Source organism: Paenarthrobacter sp. NPDC090520 (assembly GCF_044769205.1).
Lineage (GTDB): Bacteria > Actinomycetota > Actinomycetes > Actinomycetales > Micrococcaceae > Arthrobacter.
The window spans coordinates 78,067-94,674 of the sequence record NZ_JBIVXM010000001.1; the positions used below are offsets into that span (position 1 = coordinate 78,067).

Here is a 16,608-nt window from a genome sequence, read left to right on the forward strand (position 1 = left end):
AAATCCATGCGGCGCCACCCCGGGGGGAGAGGGAGGTGCAGGCGGGGAGTGTCCGGGACGGCGGCATGCTGGATTTTTTGGCGGCCTACCAGTCGTCGGACACCACACCGAGGTCCGGTTCGTGGATCCCGGACCAGCCGGGGAAGTCCCTTACGCCGTCAGCGCGGTCGAACCGTTCGAACCACGTCCTGACACCAACAAGGGTGTTGACCTTGTCGGCCCGGTCTCGTTGCCTGATGCGATGGGCCAGCTCGTTCTGATCGGCGGTCAGCAGGTAGACGTGAGTGGCAGCGACCAGCTGCGCGGCCTTGGCCCGGGCCGCTGACGTGGCCCCGGTCCTGATGACCACGGCTTGAGCCCGTCGATCCGAGCCGAGTGCGGCGAGCGCCTCGGTGAACTGCTTCTCACTCGACCACTGCCGGTCGTCGCGGTCGAAGACCTGCAAGCCTGACTGCACGGCCGCCGTGGTCTTGCCGGCACCTGGTGGGCCACACAGCACAACGACTGTCCGGGCCACGGTTACCAGTCCTCGGACGTGACGCCCATGCCGAGGTCTTCGCCCGGGCCAGCTGCTTTGTTGCACGAGAGGTGAGCGGGTTCCCAGTTACTTGGCTCCCACGTCAGATGCGGGTACAGCTTCCGTGACTTCACGTGCTGCACACTGCAGGACTGCTCATGCGGGTAGGTCAGCGAGTAGTCGATGCCCTGCTTGCAGATGCAACAGGGCTTGTCCTTACGGCGACCTTCGGCCTTGACCTTGAGAAGCGCCTCTCCTGCGCGGCGTCCTGACCAGGCGGGGATGCTCATGCCGTTCACGCCAGCGTCACCACCTCGGACACGACAAAGGCCCCGACGGTAATCCGTCGAGGCCTTCATCCAAAGCTTTGGGGACAGCTATCCCCTCGTTTTGAGGGTACTACATTCTGAGCTACAAAATCACATCAACGCTCTGCTGCGTGCCCGCATGTCTTCGAACACCTTGAGTACGTCCCCTGGGTAGTAGATCTTCCGGTCTCTGCTGATGCTGCTGACATGGTCGAGAACGTAGGCTAGCTTCCCGCGGCTTACCCAGTTCTCGATGTCCTTCTTGGTAATGATCGCTTTCGCCTTTGCCCGGAGTAGCTCGCGCACTCCTGCCGGTGGCATCGGTTCCCCCCTGACTTTGTGTCTCAGCTTGTCCATGATGTCGCTGACGTTGTGGACTGCGTTGCACTCAGGGCACTTGACGGTGATGTCGTCCGGGTGAGCAACGAGTCGGCCATCGCAAGGGATCGGATCATCGCCCTCGGCTTCGCCGTCGAGTGGTTCTTCACAGCGGCCGTAGACGCGGGAGTCCTCCGGCCCCCACACCAGGTCGCGGGCTTTGCCGACCCAGTCCCGGGCCATGTACAGAATCTCGCCAGCCTTCGCGTTGTCGGCCGCCTCTTCATAGGCCCGGGCCGGGAGCTGGTGAAGCCATGCCCTCAGCAGGTAAGCATCCACGTTCATCGCAGGCCGGGACTTCGCGACACCTCCACCGCCACCACTTGCGCCCGGGCTCCTGGTCACAGCGGTCTGGTCGATGGCCCCGCCGATGAACTGCAGCAGCGGACCGACATCGGCGAGCAGCGAATCCAACTCCACGATGCAGTCAGTGCATAGGTAGAGCGCAGTCTGCCGGTTGCAGTCATCCGTCGTGCAGGTGGTCATTTGTCCCCTCTCAGTTCTCGTTGGATACGGCCGCTCCGTAGATCCTCGGGACGCCACACGCCGACATCGAGGCCGGCCAATTGGAGGATCTTCATGCAGAGGACCTGGGCAGGACGAACGCGGCCGGTTGAGGTCTTCAGTTCCCGGAAGAGGACTCGCCTCCTGGACAGGCTGCCGAGGACGAGATCCGGGAAGCCAGCCTGCGAGCGCCGGCTATCTGGGTTGTGGTAGCGCAGTTCGTAGCTGAGGTACTGGGCAAGGTCCAGGACAGATCCTTGGAAGTCGTCTTCTGATGGTGAGTTGTGCGATGAAAGTCGTTTGGTAGGCATGTTCAGTTCCGTCCTCGGTCACGGGGGCGTCTTCTCTTGTTTCTGGATCTCTTGGGAGGGGAGGTGTGCTCTGGGCTCCCGCCCCTTCCTGTACCTGCCCGTCCTGACCCGTCCCGTCCCGTCCCGACATGGCTTGGTCCGGGAGACCTCTGACCTGTCCCTGACCTAGGTCGATCAGGCTGGTCGGCGGCCGGTGTGTCCGTTGCCGCGTGCTGGGCTTGGCCCGGGGCAGTGTCAGAGTCGCTGGACGGGCCGGTGATTGCCGTTGCCTTGTCCTCAGCCGGAACGTCACCTTGGGGGAGTTCGACGGCGGGCGTTTCCTCTGCCAGCTGCTTGCCGTTGGCGAGCGCAGGGGTCTTGGTGGTGCGGGTGTAGCTGGGTTCGACGGTGATCTTGTGGCCGGCCAGGAACTCTACGGTTTCGGGTCCGTAGAGGGGCTGCGTTGGTGCCGGGAGGGTTGACCAGGTGCTGTCTGGGTCATCGCTTCTCTTGCCGTTGCACTCTTTGCACGAGACGACGTAGGTGTCTACGGTCGCGGCCTTGCCGGGTTTTGTGTGGTCGTATGATCCTGCTCTTCCCGATACGCGGTCGTTCCATGAAACGACTTTGCCGCAGTATCTGCAGGCGTCGCCGTCACGGAGTCTGACCGCGGTGGTGAGCTTTACGTTTCGGGAATCCTGCTTGCGTTGGTTTGTCCAGGCCCTTTCGTCCTTGAGGATCATGTGGAAGAGGTCATTATCTTCAACGAGCTTGAAAGCGCGGCGTTCTTCGCCATCCACCTCGATCACGGTGTCCGTCAGGTATCCGGCGTACTTTGCAGCCTCGATCAGGGCCTTGTATCTGCTGACGGAACCGGCCATCGTCATGGCAGTTCCAACAGTGATTATGTAGTCCTTCTCGTGGGAAGCCGACTGAGTGGCGCAGCGGTTTACGAAGCCGAAGCACTCGTTAAGGATCCGGTCATCGGCTTCCTCCATTTCCAAGACTGAGAGGACGATCGGGTGATTCGCCGCTTTGTCGCCCTCTTTCAGCCATGGCACTGGATAGACCTTCTTTCGTTGTTGGCGCCATGATCGGCGCGAGGGTGTAAGAGAACTTCCGGCGGTACGGGATGACCAGAGGCGGGCCGTCCATGGCAGCGCGCAGGAATGTGTACTGCCATGGACTCAGCTCTAGGCCTAGTACCGTCTCCGCGTACTTGATGACGTCGTCGGCCCGCCGTTGGCGCTTGCTCATAGAGTGCGGCCGCCGGTCTTGAGCTGCTTGATCTGGGAACCGAAGCCCACACGGACCAACACCGGAGTGCGCGGATCGATGCCTGCCCGGTCGGCCTCCTGAATGAACTGGCCCAGCTCGGCCAGCGTCACACCCGCCTTCGGGTTCTCCGCGTCCCTGGTCACTTGGATCAGCGGCATTGACCGCCGATTGAATTGATCGCTCATCGTTCATTCCTGTCCTTCAGCGCCCGGGCCGGTGCAAGCGCACCGGCGAGCGCCGCCTGTTTCTGAGTAGTAGATGCCACCGCAAGACGGCCATTGATTTCCCGCGGCGCCGTGGTAGTGCCAGCAGTCAGGGCAGCGGATCACCCGTCGTCCTTGACCACGAGGCGAACGATCTCCATGCCCAGGCTGACGAAGCGTTCCAGCTCGTCCCGCGAGTACGGCCACTCCGCGACATTTAGCTCCGGGCGTTCGGGGAACGACTCGGCGCACCTCCGCAGGAGCGGCAGCGGCAGCTGGGCGGCCTCAATAGGATTGACCACTCCACCACTTCCAACCCATGACGTCGAGGTGCCGGAACCAATGCCCAGGTTTCCGAATGCACCGATGCGAAAGACCGTTGTACCCGCGATGCTGATGACCGCAACGGAAGGTCATTGGTCCTCTCCTAGCGCGTCACGGATGGCCGTGAACGTTGGGCAGGGCCACATCACTTCGGACACATGGTGCTGCTCTCCGAAGTATGGGTCGATCTGTTCAAGCTGGCCCCAGCAGTGACGGCAGACGGGCAGCGGTTCGGTGGGGCATTCGTTCTCGCATTCGCACTCTTCCCGAATGCAGGGCAGTGCGGTGATGAAGTCCTCTTGGATGGGCCGGTGTAGTGCTTCTACGGCGTCCAGTGCAGCGTGCAGCTTGGCGAGGTCTGTGGGGGCGTAGGCAATCAGGTCTGCATCCTTGGGCAACACCATCTCAGCCGTGTTGTAGTCAGGGCTGTCATGCTGGCTTGTGACTCGCACGCGCTCTGTGTCATCTTGCTCGCCATAGACGATGTAGGGGCTGGCAGCCCACGGCCCGGGGGTGGCTGCTGCGAGGCGGACTTTCATCTGCTCCCGGCTCATTGGGTGACTACCAAGTACGGCGACCATCCCAACAGAGGAATGAATTCATCATGATTGCGAGCCCAAAGCGATTCATCCCATGGCCCGTCTACATCCGGCGCCTCTGGTGCGCCCCAGTATTGGGGAGCGTTCCGAAAGTCAGACCAGGACGGCATAAGTTCTTCTACATCCTCGGCTCCAATGTTGTCGCGGAAGAACTGCCTGACTTTGACCCTTGCTACTGATGGGCTGTGCGTTCCCCAGATAACAAAGTCGCCGTTCTCGGTTTCCCATGCCATCAGCCGCGTATCGGCAGACGGCTCGCGGTCGGTGCTCACTCGATCCACTCCCATGCCACGTAGTCCTCTTCCCAGCTCGTCGTGATCGGCCCTGACCTGGTCACGTCCTTCGGCAGGCCGCCCGGTGTCATGTAGTCCCCGTCTTCGCCTTCGTAGCTGGCGCTGTCGGCGTCGAACCAGTCCTGCATCCAGCACTTTTCGTGCGAGACGTAGGCGTGACCGCAGGGCCAGCTCTCGCACCCGCAGTTGTTGGGGTACTGGTGGCATTCGGAGGTCGAGTCTCCCCGGCACTCAAACTTCAGCGTCGGGGCTTCGCGGTTCCCGTGGATGTCCGGCTCGGCAGCCGTCAGCTCGACGTAGTGGACGGCATCAGTTCGGCAGAGCTTGCAGCTTGGCCGTTTGATTCCGTTCGCTGCGTGAGACAGGTGAAGTTCTTCAGCGATGCTGTTCATCTCCCGCCCCATTTCCGGCGGTCCCGCAAGAGCGTGGGATCGTGCGGCCTGTTCGGCGCGGGTGCCAATACATCAGCCAGTGGCTTGAACGCAGAAGCGACCGAGTCCACGAATCGCTCCGCCAGCTCCGTCAGTGCCTCAGCGAATATCCCGAGACTGTCCGCCATCGGTTTGGTGGCGTGTTCCAAGGTGCGCTCATGCCATTGCTGGTGTTCCAGTGCGCGGAAGTAATCCTGGGAGTTGCCTCGAACATGGCAACGTCTGCATTCGAAGACCCAATGGGCCTTTCCTTCCTTGCGGATGATTAGGGTCATTGTTTCGCTTTCTTCGGTGGAAAGATCTGGGCGTAGAAGTCCGGGTGGTCGTGAAGCAGCTGTGCGAGCTTGGCCGTCAGAATGGGTGTCTCGTCTCGCGGTGGTTCATCGCTGACATTCACGGGCTGTCCTGGTCGAAGTGAGGTAGTTCAGCGAAGCGTTGCAGGACGTCCTCGATGTCTTCGGCGCGGTCGGCAGAGATGCCGGCATAGCTGTCCAGACCCCAATCGAGGCGGCCCCGGGCGTAGGTGGCGACCTGGGACGCGTGCCAGAACTCTGCAGCCAGCTCTGAGTCCGTGAGCCTCTTGAGCCGTGACGCTGACAACTCTGCGAATCGTTCTGCCTGCCACTCCACTGCGGCTTTGAAAGTCCGAACGCCCAGGGCAATCGGGCTTTCATCCGGCCGCGCCTGCGATGGAAGCATCGGGTACGGCGGAACAGGTGGGAAGATAGTCATTTCCATTTGACGCGTCATGAGGTTGCCTCCAGATTCCAGATGTTGAGTTTGCCGACTTCCGGGAATGGGCAGGCGAGGGGCCGGGGCTCCCGCAGCTCCCAGTGATAGAAGCCCGGGCGTGCCCATTCGGAGCAGTAGCTGTCCTTGGTCTTGCAGTCTGTGGAGTAGTGGCAGCCAACGACTTCCACCGTCCCGAGGACGTAGCCCTGCAACTGCAGGTGGTTCCTGATTGCCTGGGGAGCTTCGGCCCGGGCACGGCGGATGGCCTCGTGCTCGTGGCCCGCCTCGTCGTCGCGCTTGGCTACGTGGATGTAGAGCGTTCCCCGGTGGCTGGTGGGCTGCGAGCGGTTCTCTACGTCCTTACCGGCGTTGATGATCGCCCACGCCCACGGGTTCTTGACCGTGAGGGCCTTCAGCCGCGGTGGTTCGATAGCGACGGTCATGAGCAATCACACTCGTCCTGGCCGTTGAGCGCCTTCTTACAGGCATCGCAGGTGGCGATCTTCTGAGGGCGACTGAGCAGCTGCGCGATCATCGCGTCTTCGTTGTCCTGGGTCATGGTCTACTCGCCGCTCAGGACGTCGTTGGGCAGCCGTACCGGCATGATCAGGTGCCGATAGGTGCTTTGCTTCTTGCCCTTCTCTGGGGCTGGGGTGATGCAGGCCGGCTTGGTCAGGTTGAAGAACGAGAACCGGACGGCGTCGGCTTTGATGGACTTGATGGCGTCCAGGAGGTAGTTCGGGTTGTAAGCAACCACAGCCGGTTCGTCGATGTTGACGGTGTCAGCCAGCAGCACAGGAGTCGCCGCGTGGTCAGCCCCGGTGTGGAAACTCGGAGACACCGAGACGGAGCCCGGGCCGATCTTGACCAGCGCCGGGACGTTCCGCTCATTCAACTCGCGGGCCACAAGGATCTGGTCCAGGAGATCGCGGCGGTTGACGCTGACGGTCTGGGTGTAGACCTCGGCAAACAGAGATTCGAGCTTCGGGTAGTCACCGCCAACAGGCGAGAGGGTGAACGCCACGTCGCCGGACCCGACGTGCAGCGTTTCGCAGCCGCCGCCGCGGCCTGCGATGTCGCCGGCGGCAAGGACGCTCACGGTGATCTCTTCGCCTACCAGGTGCTTTGTCATGGCCTTCCACTGGGCCGCCTGCAGGAGGAAGGTGAACTCCTGCACCGTGCGGCCCAGCTGCAGCGTCTCAGCCGAGAGCCGGTAACGGTCGGTTGCCCAGACGGAAAGCTTCTTGCCGCTGCAGGCCAGTCGGATCGAGGTCAGCAGCGGCAAGGTGTCGTCCTTGCTGGCCGCGACGGCTGCCCGGTCCAAAGCGCCGGCCAGATCCGCCCGGTCGAGACGGAACGAGTCCAGCTCGCCGTGCTCAGGCAGGCGCGGATACTCCGAGAGCGGGATCCCGTGCAGGTAGGGGATCGTGTAACCGGCGGCCGTGACCGTGACCATCTGCTGGCCCAGCAGCTCCTTCGAAGCGACCGTGACAGGGATGTCACGCTTGCGGGCGGTCAGGACGCGGATCGTTCTCACAAGCCACTGGAACGGCACGAGGGCCTTGGCGTTGTGCAGCGTGCCCAGGGCCTCGTGATTCAGCCTGGCTACCGCCGTCGTGGCGTAGTCGTAGCCCGCGAGAGTGGCCTTGCCTCGGCTGCACTCCACGACCATGAAACTCAGAACCGGCACCGGCGGCCGGGACGAGACAGCGACACCGACGGCCGCGAGCTTACGCAGCCATTCCGTGCCAGTAGCCGTGACTTTCAGATCGGCGAGCGCCGTCTCGGTGGTTGTGGTGGTTTCGGTGGTGGTGGCGGTCATCTTCTGGCCTCTCGTGGTTCGTGGGTGTAGTGCTGGGCTTCCTCGGCTTCGAGTGCTGCCCAGGCGGCTTGCAGGTTGGTGCGTGCAATGTCCAGCTCGTCATCCGTTTGGCGGAGGCGGCGGGACTTGGTGGCGGTGTCTAGCCCGTCAAGGTCGTCGGCGAGGATCTCCGTCAGGAGGTTCTGCCGGCGGGCGTTGAGCGCGGCGTTGATCTTGATGGCCTCGTCGTACCGGCTGCGGTAGACGCGGATCTTCCGGTCTTGACGTTCCTTGTCGAGTGCCAGCCACCCCATCAGCGACCCATGCCGTTCAGGCGGCTACCGGCTTTCCAGTGGGTCCCGATGATCAGGTGGCCCTGATCGAAGGCTTCCTGGCAGGTGTCGTACCACGGGTTGGGCTGTGGGTGCATGACCCCTTCCTCGTCCCAGAGGGTGAGCTTCCAGCGGCCGCTTGCGCCCGGTCGGACACCGGCGCGGGGGAACCGTCGGTCAGGGCTGCCGTCGAACGGTGCTGACGGGCGGTATCCGGACATCGCATCGACATGGTCAAGGACGTCGCGCCTGGCCTTCCACATGATTCCCACCGGTGCGGGATCATCTAGGATCTCCGGGCGGAAGCCGCAGCCGCATACAGGCTCGTTGTCCGCGTTGCGCTTGAGGAAGTGGCTAAGCGTCTTCATCGTCAAGATCCCATCCCTCGTCGTTAGCTGCTGAGGTGGCCGCATCCGCCTTGTCCTTGTCGTTCCAGTAGTCGATGGCCTCTTGCTCGTAGGCAGTCACGTCGTAGCCGAAGACCTCTTTGCGGGTGTCCAGGAACTTCTCCAACGAGGTACGGTCCCACGCGTACTGGCAGCGCCACGTCGTCGGCTTATGAAGGTCCTCCTTCATCAAATGCAGGAAAGCGTGAAGGTAAGCCAGCTGCAGCAGCTTGAGCTTGTCCACCCTCGCGTCAACAGCGGCCACCACGTCGGCAGTCATGCCGCCCTCTGCCGTGACGCCTATGCCAAGCACCCGAGTGGCCCGGGCTCGGTCGTTGCTGTATCCGGAAAACATGGATTTCCGGAGCGCGAGCACGGCGGGGGTATCCTCCGGCCGGTCGAAGTGGCCGGCCGCGGCGGCGATCTTCCGCTCGATGAATTCGAGCCACAACGCGTCGGCCTGCTCCAATCCGGCGGCGATGTCTTTGAGTCGCTTCTTGTCCGCGATCTCTTCCTCGGTCAGCTTTTTCTTCTCGTTCTTTTTGACCTGGTACCACTCCAAGTCACCATGAGAAGCGAGGACAGCCACCTGCCCCTCAGCCACTCGCTCACCGGGAGTCTTGTCACGGTCATAGTCCCGGCTGTACTTATTTGAGCTGTAGGACTCATAGCTGGTGATTGTCTTGATCCCCAGGTCTTTGATGAGCTGCTCCGACGCGGCAGTCTTGAACTTCCTCGCCAGCTCGGCCCGCAGCCTGCGGACCGTGAAGTCCCAATCGTTGGTGCCGGCGTTCCTCGTCAGCTCTTCCGTGGCCTCCGGGTTGTCGGCGAACTCGTCAAAGATCTGCGATTGCTCCAACGTCATCCGGCCTGAGTCGATGGCGGTCTTCGCGGACTCCGGAAGCTTGACCAGGGCAGAGCGGGAGCGGATGAACGTCTCGGAACGGTGGATACGCTTGGCGACCTTCTTGACCGACATGCCTTCGCAATCGAGCATCGCCTGAATGGCCTTCGCCTCATTGATCGGGGTCAAGCCCTCGCGGTGGGTGTTCTCCCGCAGCATCGTTTCGAGCTGCTTATCCAAGGTGTCCAGATCCGGGCGCAGGCGGGCATACAGCTCGTCAACGTTGCCAAGGCGGGCCGCGGCCGTTCTTCTGTGTCCAGCGACCAGGAGGAACTTGCCAGCGTCATCGCCGTCAGTGATGGGGAAGACGTGCAAGGCCTCCGTGTTGCCGTTCTCTGCAATGTCGTTCGCCAGCTCGGCCAGCTTCTGTGGATCCCCAAGGTCGTCTCTGGGGTTCTGTGGGTGGTCAACGAGATCCGCGACCGGAATCATTCTGAATTCGGGTGTCATGGTTGTCCTTCGCAAGTGTGGGTGAATGCTTGCTCCGCCCGGGCAAGAGTCAGCGCAGCCCGAAGGTGACTGACGGAAGCATCGAGGTTGCCAGCCAGCAGCGCGGAAAGGGCGCGGGCTGTTGTGCGTTCGATGCGGAGAAGGCGCAACGCAGCGTCATCACGGACTACTGGGTTGCCGAGCCACTCTTGTTCGGTGGCTGGTTCCTGCCTCTGGCGGTGGACGTTCTCCTGGTCCTTCTGAGCAAGGACCGGGACAGCGTCCGCTGTCTGGGGGTGATGGGGCGGCGCCGGGGCGGGCGCCAGGTGGTCTATCTGTCATCGGCGCCCCCAATCGCCGGTCATCATTCGATCACGGCCTTTTCTGGCCAAGGTTTGTCGCCTGCGTGCTTGCCTGTGTGGCCGCTGGGCCTGTCACACCTGCAGGCTGGCTGATGCTGTCCCGCCTCAACACATCTCTCGACGGGTTCACGGCAAGGTTCTACTTGCGGCGCAAGCCGTTCCGGACGGCGACCCGCCCAACTCGGCCGCCTCATCTTCTGCGCCTGGGCTGCGGCCCGGACTCGAGCACGAAACCGCCGGCACCCGCCAAAAGAATCAGCAGGCCAGCGAGGTAAGCGCCGTTCGCGGTGCCCGTCGTCATCAAGACCAACGCAGCGCCGAGGATGACCAGAGGCCCGTACAGGAAAGCGCGGCGGCGATGCAGGCCGACCCGCGCCGACGGGCGCATCACAGGTCAATTCCTGTCTGAATGGCCCGCTGTGCGGACTCCCGGTGCTCATGCTCCGAGAACCGCCCCCGGTCGATCCCGTTCACGACAATCGTGTTCGTGGACATATCGATGTCGATGACCTGCGGCAGCGGCCACTTACGCCGGGCGTAAGCAGTCATCTGCTGCTTGAACTCCGCGGTACTGCGATAGTGCAGCTCGCACGTGTCCTGGAACGGGCGATGTCCGATGGGATGCACCACCGCGAACGTCTTCTTCCGCGCCTTGGTCATCTTCTGCCGCCCCTCAGCTGTTCCGCCCGACGGCTGGCAGCACGGTCGAGCGCAGCCAGTTGTGCCGGAATGGAGTGGTTGGGGTCGAAGACAGTCACCGAGGCAAGATGCGGGCCGGGCTTCGGAGCCTTATGCTGGCGCTCAAAGGTGGGCAGGACGTCAACGACAATGACGCCCGTGCCTGATCCGTCTGCAGTTGCGTCGTCCGGCCCTTCGGGCTGCCCCCCGGCAGTCTCCTGGGAAGTGTCGTTAGCCTGACGGAATTGATTGGCCGTCGTTTCGACCGTAGTCACGAACAGCATGGCGTTCTCCACAACTTCAGCGAGCGCCGCCGTGATTTGCGGAAGAGCGTGATCGATGTTTCCCAGGCGGTCGAAGTGCTTGGCCGTTTTGAGAGCGCCGATAAGGTTCTCCGCGTCCATAATCGTGGACTGGAGATCCCGGAGGCGCCGGGAAACTGCTGGATTGACGTGCTTTGCGGCTGGGTCGATGCTGAAGTAGAAGCCTTTCGGAAGCCGGGTGCTGGCACTCGTGGGCGCGGCCTGGATCCTTTCGTGGCGTTCGATCTTGCAGCCTCCGGCATCGTGGGCACGAACCATGGCGCGCATCTCTGTCTGCTTCGGGTCCTCGTTCGGGGCCAAGCCCTCAGTCACAGGCCACTGAAGGGAGAGCCCACAGTCCTCGCACTCAAAGTAGGCGTCAGTCATGAGTCCGTCCTCGTCGCGGCCGCCATTGCTCCAGCTGCTCATCAGGCCACCTTGGCAGTGGGAATTGGGCGGATGGACTTGCCCAGAAGCCGGGCCTCGGCCAGCAGTTCAAGCTGCTCAAGCGAGGGGCCACCTGGTGTGTAAGCGGCTTCCGCTATCTCGCGGGGGCTCATGCTGTTCATCCGCGCCGTCGCTGCGGCGATGTGAGGGCGGGCTTCCGGCGGTAGCTGCCGGAGTCTTCTGATGACCATTTGTTAGACTCGTTTCTGATTCGAGAGCCAGGCCTTGTTCAGATCAGGTGCCTGGCTCTTGGGTTGTCGGACGGCGGTCCAGTGAACTTCTTGGGGAATGACACTGGGCCGCTTTCTTACTGCCCTGCAAGGTGGACGCAGGGACATCTATTTCGGCTTCAGCCGGTCTTGCGCAGCGGGACTACGTTGCTGCGGTGAGCGCAGTCTGTTCCGTCTAGCCATGCGTCCAGGCACTCTGCCCGGATCAACCAGCGGCCACGGAAGGTACGCTGTGTGCCGTGAAGCTCCCCGCCTTCGAGTGCCCTGCGGACGGTCACAGGGTGGCGGTGGGCCGCCTCGGCTGCTTCTGCAACCGTCAAACGCTGAGCTACTGCGGGGGCCATTCGGCTACTCCTGTTCGATTGATTCTTCGTGGACCGGCGCGGCGGCAGCGGGGGAAGATGCCGCCGCACCGGATTCTGTGGGGGCTGCTTCGAGCAGCGCCTTCGTCTGCTGCAGCAGCTCTATGAACAAGTCCAGGTCCTCGACCTGGAACCTGATCTCGTCCAGGGTGAAGCCCGAGCTGATAGTGACCAATAGCGTGGGTTCGTCTTCCCAAGCAATGACCTCAACCCTGTGCCGCTGCTCGTCGATACCGCCGGGTCGGAGGTGCATGGGATCCTTCACCACAGCCTCGACAGCGTGAACCGTTCGGTACCCGCTCATGCGTGCATCCTCTTCTTTCGATCCGCAGAGATTGAATGTGTTGAATCTGCAATCGGAGGCAAAATGTCATGCTCTTCGGCTTCGAAGAGTTCCTCCCAGGGGACGCCGAGCCAAGCTGCTATTCCGATTGCTACACCCTCGGTGCAGGTCTTCATGCCTCCCGTTTCAAGGAGGTGAATTGTCTGCTGCGAGCGTCGGATCAGGGTAGCCAGTTGCTGCTGAGAGAACCGCTGCTGCTTTCGCCACCGACGGAGCGCGGCCGGGTCTTTGACCTTCATCCACGTATCCCTTCGATTGAGCGACGGACGCCGCTTTGTTGTCTGCATTGCCATTCTGACCTCCACTTGTGATTTTTACAAGTTCAATATCTCTAATCTTGAACTACTTGTCAAACTCACAAGTGGGACAGCCCTTCTAATCTCTGCAAAGATGAGCAAGTTACTTGTATTTAGATTGCAGTTCGCTACTTACTAAACGGCGACACCATCAGGAAGAGTCATTGGCGTGAACCAACCTCATAGCCTCAGCGAGCTAGTTGAGCTTGCGGCCCAGTATCGTGATGCATCAGGCCTCGGCTTGGCGCAGCTGGCCGCCAAGAATGGCTACCAGGTGACGGCTACAACGATCAACCAGATCCGCCAGGGCCTGTATAAGTCGAAGCCTCGCGAAGGCACCCTTCGTGCTCTTGCGTGGTTAGCGGGCGTTTCGGAAGAGATTGCGTTCACGGCCGCGGGGCAACCTGTCCCCGGTCCACCGTTTGCCGAGGAACTCCCACCAGGAGTCGATAACCTTTCGCCCAAGTCGCGAAAGATCGTCATCGACATGGCCCGGGTCCTCGTGGACTTGGAGAAGAACGCCGATGCAAGCAACGACGACGACCAGGAACAGCCCACTGACATCAGCAGCGCCCGCGAGCGCCGTGACACTCGCGCTGGACAGAAGACAAAGCGCCGGCTGAAGTCGGCCGATGACGCAGGGGATGGGAACATCCCATTGCCTGACAACTGGCAAGACCTGGCCGCCTACACCGGTCCCACGAGTCACCAGGACCGCGAGCGCGAATGGTCTGAGCGTGGCGAGGAATCTCAGGAAGGGCCCGAGCAGTAGATGGATGTCCCAATGATGGAAGCACTCCTCGCGGGAGGAGCGGGCTTGTCTGTTTCGGACGGAATTCGATGGCGCAGGAAGGCAGCCTCTTACGAGTTCTCCTTGAATGTCCGTAACAATTTGGGGCGGCGCTTGGTGCTTTTTGGGCAGCAATGTGACAAGAAGCTGCACGCGGCCACATTCGCACTGCACTGTACTGAAAGCACTGTCGGCAACCTGTTTCGGCTTTGCGTGCGGGGCCGGCATACGAACAGGAGAAGCGATGGAGTGCAGCATCATGGCACCCATCTGCATCGGTGGACGAGTGAACACCGCGACGAGCAGGCAGTCGCGCCGTTCGATCCGCCGTGGCCTCCGTCGCCATGGCAGGATGATTCGCAGGCGCCCCTTTCTGACGACCATTTACGATTGCTCTTCCAACAGTTCTGTCAGATGATGCATGTAACCTGTGACCCTGACGAGATTTGGCGACCAAAGCCATCAATTGAGATCCCGGAGTTCCTGAAACTTCCAGATGGAGAGGAGATACCGTGACCGATTGCACGATCCTCAAACCAGCCCTGGATAGCTTGCGAGCGGAGTACGGCTGCTCCAGGATGTTCGACTCAAACACGTTGGTTGTGTCCACAGGGCGTTACTACTCGGATGGGGACCCGGTTGAGGTCTACGTTAGGCCCCAGCCTGACGCGACCAGGCTGGCGGTAAGCGATGGCGGACTCACACATTCCCGCCGCGCCCTTTATGCCGCCGATGACCTTACCACCCGTGCTAAGGCGCTCTGGGATGACATCGTTCAGGACTTTGGTGTGCTGGAATTCTCGGATCGTATCTACGCAACCGGCCCAATGTCTTCTGCTGCTGATCTCATAGGCCGCATAGCTGATGTCTGCCTCGCGCTGGACAGTGTTCGTTTGCTTAGTGATGGCTCCCGCCGTACCTTCGCCTCGAAGCTTAGCAGTTGGCTGAAGGAGGAGGGTGGCTTTGACGTCAAAGCCGAAAGCACCGTCGCTGATCGATTTGGCAATAAGCAGAAGTTTACGGCCATTATTGAGACCTCTGAGCGGGAAGTGCTCGTGCAGGCCGCCGGCGGTCGCGGCGTCCAGGACCTGAAACGGCCAGCAGAGCACGCTTACTTCGCATTTACGGGCCTCAGCGAAGACCGCTGGCCAATGGATGCCCGCCTCATCGTCATCGAGCATCTCGTTCCCCGTACAGCGCATCAGCGCAAGGCAGCTCGTAGCCTGCTGGACAGACTCGCTGAAGTCGCGCACGTGGGTTCATTCGAACAGCAGCTTTCGCTGTCCTCGTTTATCAACCGCGGCAGCGACGGTCAGCGAGATCTTGTAACAAACTCTTATGGGCAGGTCACTTCAGGGCTTTCATTCGACTGAGTGTCGTAGCCAGCTTGTACTGTCGCGAATTGTGTTTCATCCATGGGGGATCCTTCGCGCTCTAACTCACGTCCGTCTGTCTTGGGTCGTCATGCCCGACGGCGCCCCTGGGCGTACCAACGGCATCGATACGATCTGGCTCAACAAGGGCCTGGACCAGGTGGAGCGTCGCTGCTCGCTGACTCATGAGTTAGTCCACTTGGAGCGCAAGCACACCGGCTGCCAGCCTCCAGCGGTGGAAGCGGAGGTTCGCGCCGAGGCGGCACGAAGGCTCATCACGATAGATCATTTCGCGAAGGCGTTGGCTTGGTCTCGATCAGTCAACGAGCTGGCGGACGAACTTTGGGTAACCCCGGACGTCCTTTTTGACAGGTTCGACAACCTGACCGAGCAGGAATGGGAATTCCTCGTCACCGTCGAACTTCAACCCCACTAGACCCCCTATTTCCGAAAGGACCGCCATGGCCTGGACAAAGAAACTCCCCTCCGGCAAGTACCAGGGCCTCTATCGCGACGGCGGCGGCAAAGAGCGGTCGGCCGGCACATTCCCCCACAAGCGGGCTGCCCAGAACGCTGCGAGCGCCAAGGAAGAAGCCTCACGGACTGCGGGGTGGCGGGATCCGGACGCGGCCCGGCGGACGTGGGGGGAGTGGTGCCATGAGTGGTGGCCGACGCGAAAGATTGAGGCGTCCACCGCGGCGAACGAGCTGAGCATGCGGGACCAGCACCTGTTCCCGAAGTGGGCTGACGTTCCGCTCTGCGATATCACCCGCCAGGATGGGCGCAAGTGGATTGCCGAACTATCCAAGATTGAAGTCAAGCCCAGCAAGGCCGAGCTGAAGCGCCGCGAAAGCAGTGATTACAAGCCGGTGGTCAGGACGCTGGCCGCTGCCAGTGTCCAACGTATCTTCGGGCTGTTCTCGGCGTCGCTGATGGCCGCTGTGGACGCTGAAGTCCTGCCGGCCAATCCGGTCTACCGGCTCAAGCTCCCGCAGCGGCCGCCGGCGCAGGAACGCTACCTGACCAAAGATGAGTACCAGGCGCTGGATGCCGTCCTGGACACAAAGGTGGATGCAGCCATCGTCGGCCTCCTGGTGGGCACCGGACTGCGCTGGGGCGAAGCCATGGGGCTCCACGCTCACCGGGTTGACCGCGAGCGCCGCATGATCCACATAGTTGAGACCTACGACTACGAGGCAGGCATGATCAAGCCCTACCCGAAGGGCAAACGTGCGCGCAGCGTGCCCCTCCCGGACTGGGTTGCGCAACTGCTTGATGAAGTGGACATTACCCCCGCGACCAGCTGCGGTCATGACCATCGTGTCGGGCGGTGCCGTTCAGGCCTGGTGCTGAACGCGCAGGGGACCATGATCGACGCCGACAACTGGCGCAAGCGTGTCTGGATACCGGCTCTTGAAATTGCTGGCATCGACCACACCCGGCCGCACGACTTGAGGCACACGTACGCCTCCTGGCTCATTCAAAGTGGGGTGTCGATCAAAGAAGTTGGCCGGCTGCTGGGCCACGCCTCGCCGGTGACAACGGAGCGCTATGCGCACCTGGCGGAGATCCCGGCCGAGCAGGTAACCGAGGCTTTGAATCTTGGCGTTCGTACCGCAAACGTACCGCAAAGCGTTGCTCTACCCGGCTACACGGCGCTTCGGGCCGTGCCATCGCAATAGGCCTACTTCCCAACGCTGGCGCGGTTTTGTCCAT

General features: G+C 61.8%; 29 protein-coding genes. 6 read left to right on the top strand and 23 right to left on the bottom strand.

Annotated elements, in window-relative coordinates; all coding sequences use genetic code 11:
• Positions 1-85 precede the first annotated feature (85 nt).
• The 17 genes from ACIQTZ_RS00385 to ACIQTZ_RS00465 all read right to left on the bottom strand — a co-directional run bounded on the left by ACIQTZ_RS00385 (position 86) and on the right by ACIQTZ_RS00465 (position 9,730).
• The gene (locus ACIQTZ_RS00385) at positions 86-517 is read right to left on the bottom strand and encodes a hypothetical protein (RefSeq protein WP_402976504.1); all 432 of its coding nucleotides are present in this window, start codon (positions 515-517) and stop codon (positions 86-88) included.
• 2 nt (positions 518-519) lie between these two features.
• Complete coding sequence (locus tag ACIQTZ_RS00390) at positions 520-807, bottom strand: hypothetical protein (protein WP_400330034.1); 288 nt, start codon at positions 805-807, stop codon at positions 520-522.
• A 129-nt stretch (positions 808-936) separates the two neighbouring features.
• Positions 937-1,689 (bottom strand): hypothetical protein, encoded by a 753-nt coding sequence (locus ACIQTZ_RS00395; protein ID WP_402976507.1) that lies wholly within the window; start codon positions 1,687-1,689, stop codon positions 937-939.
• Positions 1,686-2,018: a VRR-NUC domain-containing protein gene (locus ACIQTZ_RS00400; protein WP_402976510.1), complete on the bottom strand. Its 333-nt coding sequence runs from the start codon at positions 2,016-2,018 to the stop codon at positions 1,686-1,688. Before ACIQTZ_RS00400 ends, ACIQTZ_RS00395 begins: the two co-directional genes overlap by 4 nt.
• Positions 2,019-2,020: 2 nt before the next feature.
• Positions 2,021-3,058 (bottom strand): hypothetical protein, encoded by a 1,038-nt coding sequence (locus ACIQTZ_RS00405; protein ID WP_402976513.1) that lies wholly within the window; start codon positions 3,056-3,058, stop codon positions 2,021-2,023.
• A 192-nt stretch (positions 3,059-3,250) separates the two neighbouring features.
• Positions 3,251-3,460 (bottom strand): hypothetical protein, encoded by a 210-nt coding sequence (locus tag ACIQTZ_RS00410; protein WP_402976515.1) that lies wholly within the window; start codon positions 3,458-3,460, stop codon positions 3,251-3,253.
• Positions 3,461-3,600: 140 nt separating this feature from the next.
• Positions 3,601-3,780 (bottom strand): hypothetical protein, encoded by a 180-nt coding sequence (locus ACIQTZ_RS00415; protein ID WP_402976517.1) that lies wholly within the window; start codon positions 3,778-3,780, stop codon positions 3,601-3,603.
• Between the two features lie 111 nt (positions 3,781-3,891).
• On the bottom strand, positions 3,892-4,356 hold the full coding sequence (locus tag ACIQTZ_RS00420) for a hypothetical protein (protein ID WP_402976520.1): 465 nt from the start codon (positions 4,354-4,356) through the stop codon (positions 3,892-3,894).
• Positions 4,353-4,673 (bottom strand): hypothetical protein, encoded by a 321-nt coding sequence (locus tag ACIQTZ_RS00425; RefSeq protein WP_402976523.1) that lies wholly within the window; start codon positions 4,671-4,673, stop codon positions 4,353-4,355. The genes ACIQTZ_RS00420 and ACIQTZ_RS00425 overlap by 4 nt, the downstream gene beginning before the upstream one ends.
• Positions 4,670-5,086, bottom strand: coding sequence for a hypothetical protein (locus ACIQTZ_RS00430; RefSeq protein ID WP_402976526.1), 417 nt, complete (start codon positions 5,084-5,086; stop codon positions 4,670-4,672). The genes ACIQTZ_RS00425 and ACIQTZ_RS00430 overlap by 4 nt, the downstream gene beginning before the upstream one ends.
• Positions 5,083-5,400, bottom strand: a complete 318-nt coding sequence (locus ACIQTZ_RS00435; protein ID WP_402976529.1) for a hypothetical protein — start codon at positions 5,398-5,400, stop codon at positions 5,083-5,085. The genes ACIQTZ_RS00430 and ACIQTZ_RS00435 overlap by 4 nt, the downstream gene beginning before the upstream one ends.
• Before the next feature lie 118 nt (positions 5,401-5,518).
• Positions 5,519-5,857 carry a hypothetical protein gene (locus ACIQTZ_RS00440; protein WP_402976532.1) on the bottom strand — a complete coding sequence of 113 codons (339 nt, stop codon included), beginning with the start codon at positions 5,855-5,857 and terminating at the stop codon, positions 5,519-5,521.
• Between the two features lie 14 nt (positions 5,858-5,871).
• Entirely contained in the window at positions 5,872-6,300 is a 429-nt protein-coding gene (locus ACIQTZ_RS00445; protein ID WP_402976535.1) for an ASCH domain-containing protein, read from the bottom strand.
• A gap of 119 nt (positions 6,301-6,419) precedes the next feature.
• Positions 6,420-7,679 (bottom strand): hypothetical protein, encoded by a 1,260-nt coding sequence (locus tag ACIQTZ_RS00450; protein ID WP_402976538.1) that lies wholly within the window; start codon positions 7,677-7,679, stop codon positions 6,420-6,422.
• Positions 7,676-7,972, bottom strand: a complete 297-nt coding sequence (locus tag ACIQTZ_RS00455) for a hypothetical protein (RefSeq protein ID WP_402976541.1) — start codon at positions 7,970-7,972, stop codon at positions 7,676-7,678. Before ACIQTZ_RS00455 ends, ACIQTZ_RS00450 begins: the two co-directional genes overlap by 4 nt.
• Positions 7,972-8,358: a hypothetical protein gene (locus ACIQTZ_RS00460; RefSeq protein ID WP_402976544.1), complete on the bottom strand. Its 387-nt coding sequence runs from the start codon at positions 8,356-8,358 to the stop codon at positions 7,972-7,974. Before ACIQTZ_RS00460 ends, ACIQTZ_RS00455 begins: the two co-directional genes overlap by 1 nt.
• Positions 8,345-9,730: a ParB/RepB/Spo0J family partition protein gene (locus ACIQTZ_RS00465; protein ID WP_402976547.1), complete on the bottom strand. Its 1,386-nt coding sequence runs from the start codon at positions 9,728-9,730 to the stop codon at positions 8,345-8,347. Before ACIQTZ_RS00465 ends, ACIQTZ_RS00460 begins: the two co-directional genes overlap by 14 nt.
• A gap of 65 nt (positions 9,731-9,795) precedes the next feature.
• On the opposite strand from ACIQTZ_RS00465, the gene ACIQTZ_RS00470 reads away from it, so the two are divergent.
• Positions 9,796-10,164: a hypothetical protein gene (locus ACIQTZ_RS00470; RefSeq protein ID WP_402976550.1), complete on the top strand. Its 369-nt coding sequence runs from the start codon at positions 9,796-9,798 to the stop codon at positions 10,162-10,164.
• Between the two features lie 294 nt (positions 10,165-10,458).
• Here the strand turns inward: ACIQTZ_RS00470 and ACIQTZ_RS00475 are convergent, their stop codons facing one another.
• From ACIQTZ_RS00475 to ACIQTZ_RS00500, 6 genes are all read right to left on the bottom strand, one after another.
• The gene (locus ACIQTZ_RS00475; protein ID WP_402976553.1) at positions 10,459-10,731 is read right to left on the bottom strand and encodes a hypothetical protein; all 273 of its coding nucleotides are present in this window, start codon (positions 10,729-10,731) and stop codon (positions 10,459-10,461) included.
• A complete protein-coding gene (locus tag ACIQTZ_RS00480) occupies positions 10,728-11,480 on the bottom strand; it encodes a hypothetical protein (RefSeq protein WP_402976556.1) in 753 nt (250 codons plus the stop codon). The genes ACIQTZ_RS00475 and ACIQTZ_RS00480 overlap by 4 nt, the downstream gene beginning before the upstream one ends.
• A complete protein-coding gene (locus ACIQTZ_RS00485; protein WP_402976565.1) occupies positions 11,480-11,689 on the bottom strand; it encodes a hypothetical protein in 210 nt (69 codons plus the stop codon). The genes ACIQTZ_RS00480 and ACIQTZ_RS00485 overlap by 1 nt, the downstream gene beginning before the upstream one ends.
• A gap of 158 nt (positions 11,690-11,847) precedes the next feature.
• Positions 11,848-12,072: a helix-turn-helix domain-containing protein gene (locus ACIQTZ_RS00490; RefSeq protein ID WP_402976568.1), complete on the bottom strand. Its 225-nt coding sequence runs from the start codon at positions 12,070-12,072 to the stop codon at positions 11,848-11,850.
• Between the two features lie 4 nt (positions 12,073-12,076).
• Positions 12,077-12,394 carry a hypothetical protein gene (locus ACIQTZ_RS00495; protein ID WP_402976571.1) on the bottom strand — a complete coding sequence of 106 codons (318 nt, stop codon included), beginning with the start codon at positions 12,392-12,394 and terminating at the stop codon, positions 12,077-12,079.
• The gene (locus tag ACIQTZ_RS00500; RefSeq protein ID WP_402976574.1) at positions 12,391-12,672 is read right to left on the bottom strand and encodes a helix-turn-helix transcriptional regulator; all 282 of its coding nucleotides are present in this window, start codon (positions 12,670-12,672) and stop codon (positions 12,391-12,393) included. The genes ACIQTZ_RS00495 and ACIQTZ_RS00500 overlap by 4 nt, the downstream gene beginning before the upstream one ends.
• A gap of 226 nt (positions 12,673-12,898) precedes the next feature.
• Between ACIQTZ_RS00500 and ACIQTZ_RS00505 the strand changes: the two genes are divergently transcribed.
• The 5 genes from ACIQTZ_RS00505 to ACIQTZ_RS00525 all read left to right on the top strand — a co-directional run bounded on the left by ACIQTZ_RS00505 (position 12,899) and on the right by ACIQTZ_RS00525 (position 16,574).
• A complete protein-coding gene (locus tag ACIQTZ_RS00505) occupies positions 12,899-13,501 on the top strand; it encodes a helix-turn-helix domain-containing protein (protein WP_402976577.1) in 603 nt (200 codons plus the stop codon).
• 12 nt (positions 13,502-13,513) lie between these two features.
• Positions 13,514-14,035, top strand: a complete 522-nt coding sequence (locus ACIQTZ_RS00510; RefSeq protein ID WP_402976580.1) for a hypothetical protein — start codon at positions 13,514-13,516, stop codon at positions 14,033-14,035.
• The gene (locus ACIQTZ_RS00515) at positions 14,032-14,892 is read left to right on the top strand and encodes a hypothetical protein (protein ID WP_402976583.1); all 861 of its coding nucleotides are present in this window, start codon (positions 14,032-14,034) and stop codon (positions 14,890-14,892) included. Before ACIQTZ_RS00510 ends, ACIQTZ_RS00515 begins: the two co-directional genes overlap by 4 nt.
• A gap of 91 nt (positions 14,893-14,983) precedes the next feature.
• Positions 14,984-15,328, top strand: a complete 345-nt coding sequence (locus ACIQTZ_RS00520; protein ID WP_402976586.1) for an ImmA/IrrE family metallo-endopeptidase — start codon at positions 14,984-14,986, stop codon at positions 15,326-15,328.
• A gap of 25 nt (positions 15,329-15,353) precedes the next feature.
• Positions 15,354-16,574, top strand: a complete 1,221-nt coding sequence (locus ACIQTZ_RS00525) for a tyrosine-type recombinase/integrase (RefSeq protein ID WP_402976589.1) — start codon at positions 15,354-15,356, stop codon at positions 16,572-16,574.
• Positions 16,575-16,608 lie beyond the last annotated feature (34 nt).

Excerpts from the sequence above, each read along its gene's own strand:
- ACIQTZ_RS00390 (WP_400330034.1), bottom strand. The coding sequence starts at position 807 with ATGAGCATCCCCGCCTGGTCAGGACGCCGCGCAGGAGAGGCGCTTCTC.
- ACIQTZ_RS00395 (WP_402976507.1), bottom strand. The coding sequence starts at position 1,689 with ATGACCACCTGCACGACGGATGACTGCAACCGGCAGACTGCGCTCTAC.
- ACIQTZ_RS00400 (WP_402976510.1), bottom strand. The coding sequence starts at position 2,018 with ATGCCTACCAAACGACTTTCATCGCACAACTCACCATCAGAAGACGAC.
- ACIQTZ_RS00410 (WP_402976515.1), bottom strand. The coding sequence starts at position 3,460 with ATGAGCGATCAATTCAATCGGCGGTCAATGCCGCTGATCCAAGTGACC.
- ACIQTZ_RS00420 (WP_402976520.1), bottom strand. The coding sequence starts at position 4,356 with ATGAGCCGGGAGCAGATGAAAGTCCGCCTCGCAGCAGCCACCCCCGGG.
- ACIQTZ_RS00430 (WP_402976526.1), bottom strand. The coding sequence starts at position 5,086 with ATGAACAGCATCGCTGAAGAACTTCACCTGTCTCACGCAGCGAACGGA.
- ACIQTZ_RS00435 (WP_402976529.1), bottom strand. The coding sequence starts at position 5,400 with ATGACCCTAATCATCCGCAAGGAAGGAAAGGCCCATTGGGTCTTCGAA.
- ACIQTZ_RS00440 (WP_402976532.1), bottom strand. The coding sequence starts at position 5,857 with ATGACTATCTTCCCACCTGTTCCGCCGTACCCGATGCTTCCATCGCAG.
- ACIQTZ_RS00445 (WP_402976535.1), bottom strand. The coding sequence starts at position 6,300 with ATGACCGTCGCTATCGAACCACCGCGGCTGAAGGCCCTCACGGTCAAG.
- ACIQTZ_RS00450 (WP_402976538.1), bottom strand. The coding sequence starts at position 7,679 with ATGACCGCCACCACCACCGAAACCACCACAACCACCGAGACGGCGCTC.
- ACIQTZ_RS00455 (WP_402976541.1), bottom strand. The coding sequence starts at position 7,972 with ATGGGGTGGCTGGCACTCGACAAGGAACGTCAAGACCGGAAGATCCGC.
- ACIQTZ_RS00460 (WP_402976544.1), bottom strand. The coding sequence starts at position 8,358 with ATGAAGACGCTTAGCCACTTCCTCAAGCGCAACGCGGACAACGAGCCT.
- ACIQTZ_RS00465 (WP_402976547.1), bottom strand. The coding sequence starts at position 9,730 with ATGACACCCGAATTCAGAATGATTCCGGTCGCGGATCTCGTTGACCAC.
- ACIQTZ_RS00475 (WP_402976553.1), bottom strand. The coding sequence starts at position 10,731 with ATGACCAAGGCGCGGAAGAAGACGTTCGCGGTGGTGCATCCCATCGGA.
- ACIQTZ_RS00480 (WP_402976556.1), bottom strand. The coding sequence starts at position 11,480 with ATGAGCAGCTGGAGCAATGGCGGCCGCGACGAGGACGGACTCATGACT.
- ACIQTZ_RS00485 (WP_402976565.1), bottom strand. The coding sequence starts at position 11,689 with ATGGTCATCAGAAGACTCCGGCAGCTACCGCCGGAAGCCCGCCCTCAC.
- ACIQTZ_RS00490 (WP_402976568.1), bottom strand. The coding sequence starts at position 12,072 with ATGGCCCCCGCAGTAGCTCAGCGTTTGACGGTTGCAGAAGCAGCCGAG.
- ACIQTZ_RS00495 (WP_402976571.1), bottom strand. The coding sequence starts at position 12,394 with ATGAGCGGGTACCGAACGGTTCACGCTGTCGAGGCTGTGGTGAAGGAT.
- ACIQTZ_RS00500 (WP_402976574.1), bottom strand. The coding sequence starts at position 12,672 with ATGAAGGTCAAAGACCCGGCCGCGCTCCGTCGGTGGCGAAAGCAGCAG.
- ACIQTZ_RS00510 (WP_402976580.1), top strand. The coding sequence starts at position 13,514 with ATGATGGAAGCACTCCTCGCGGGAGGAGCGGGCTTGTCTGTTTCGGAC.
- ACIQTZ_RS00520 (WP_402976586.1), top strand. The coding sequence starts at position 14,984 with ATGCCCGACGGCGCCCCTGGGCGTACCAACGGCATCGATACGATCTGG.
- ACIQTZ_RS00525 (WP_402976589.1), top strand. The coding sequence starts at position 15,354 with ATGGCCTGGACAAAGAAACTCCCCTCCGGCAAGTACCAGGGCCTCTAT.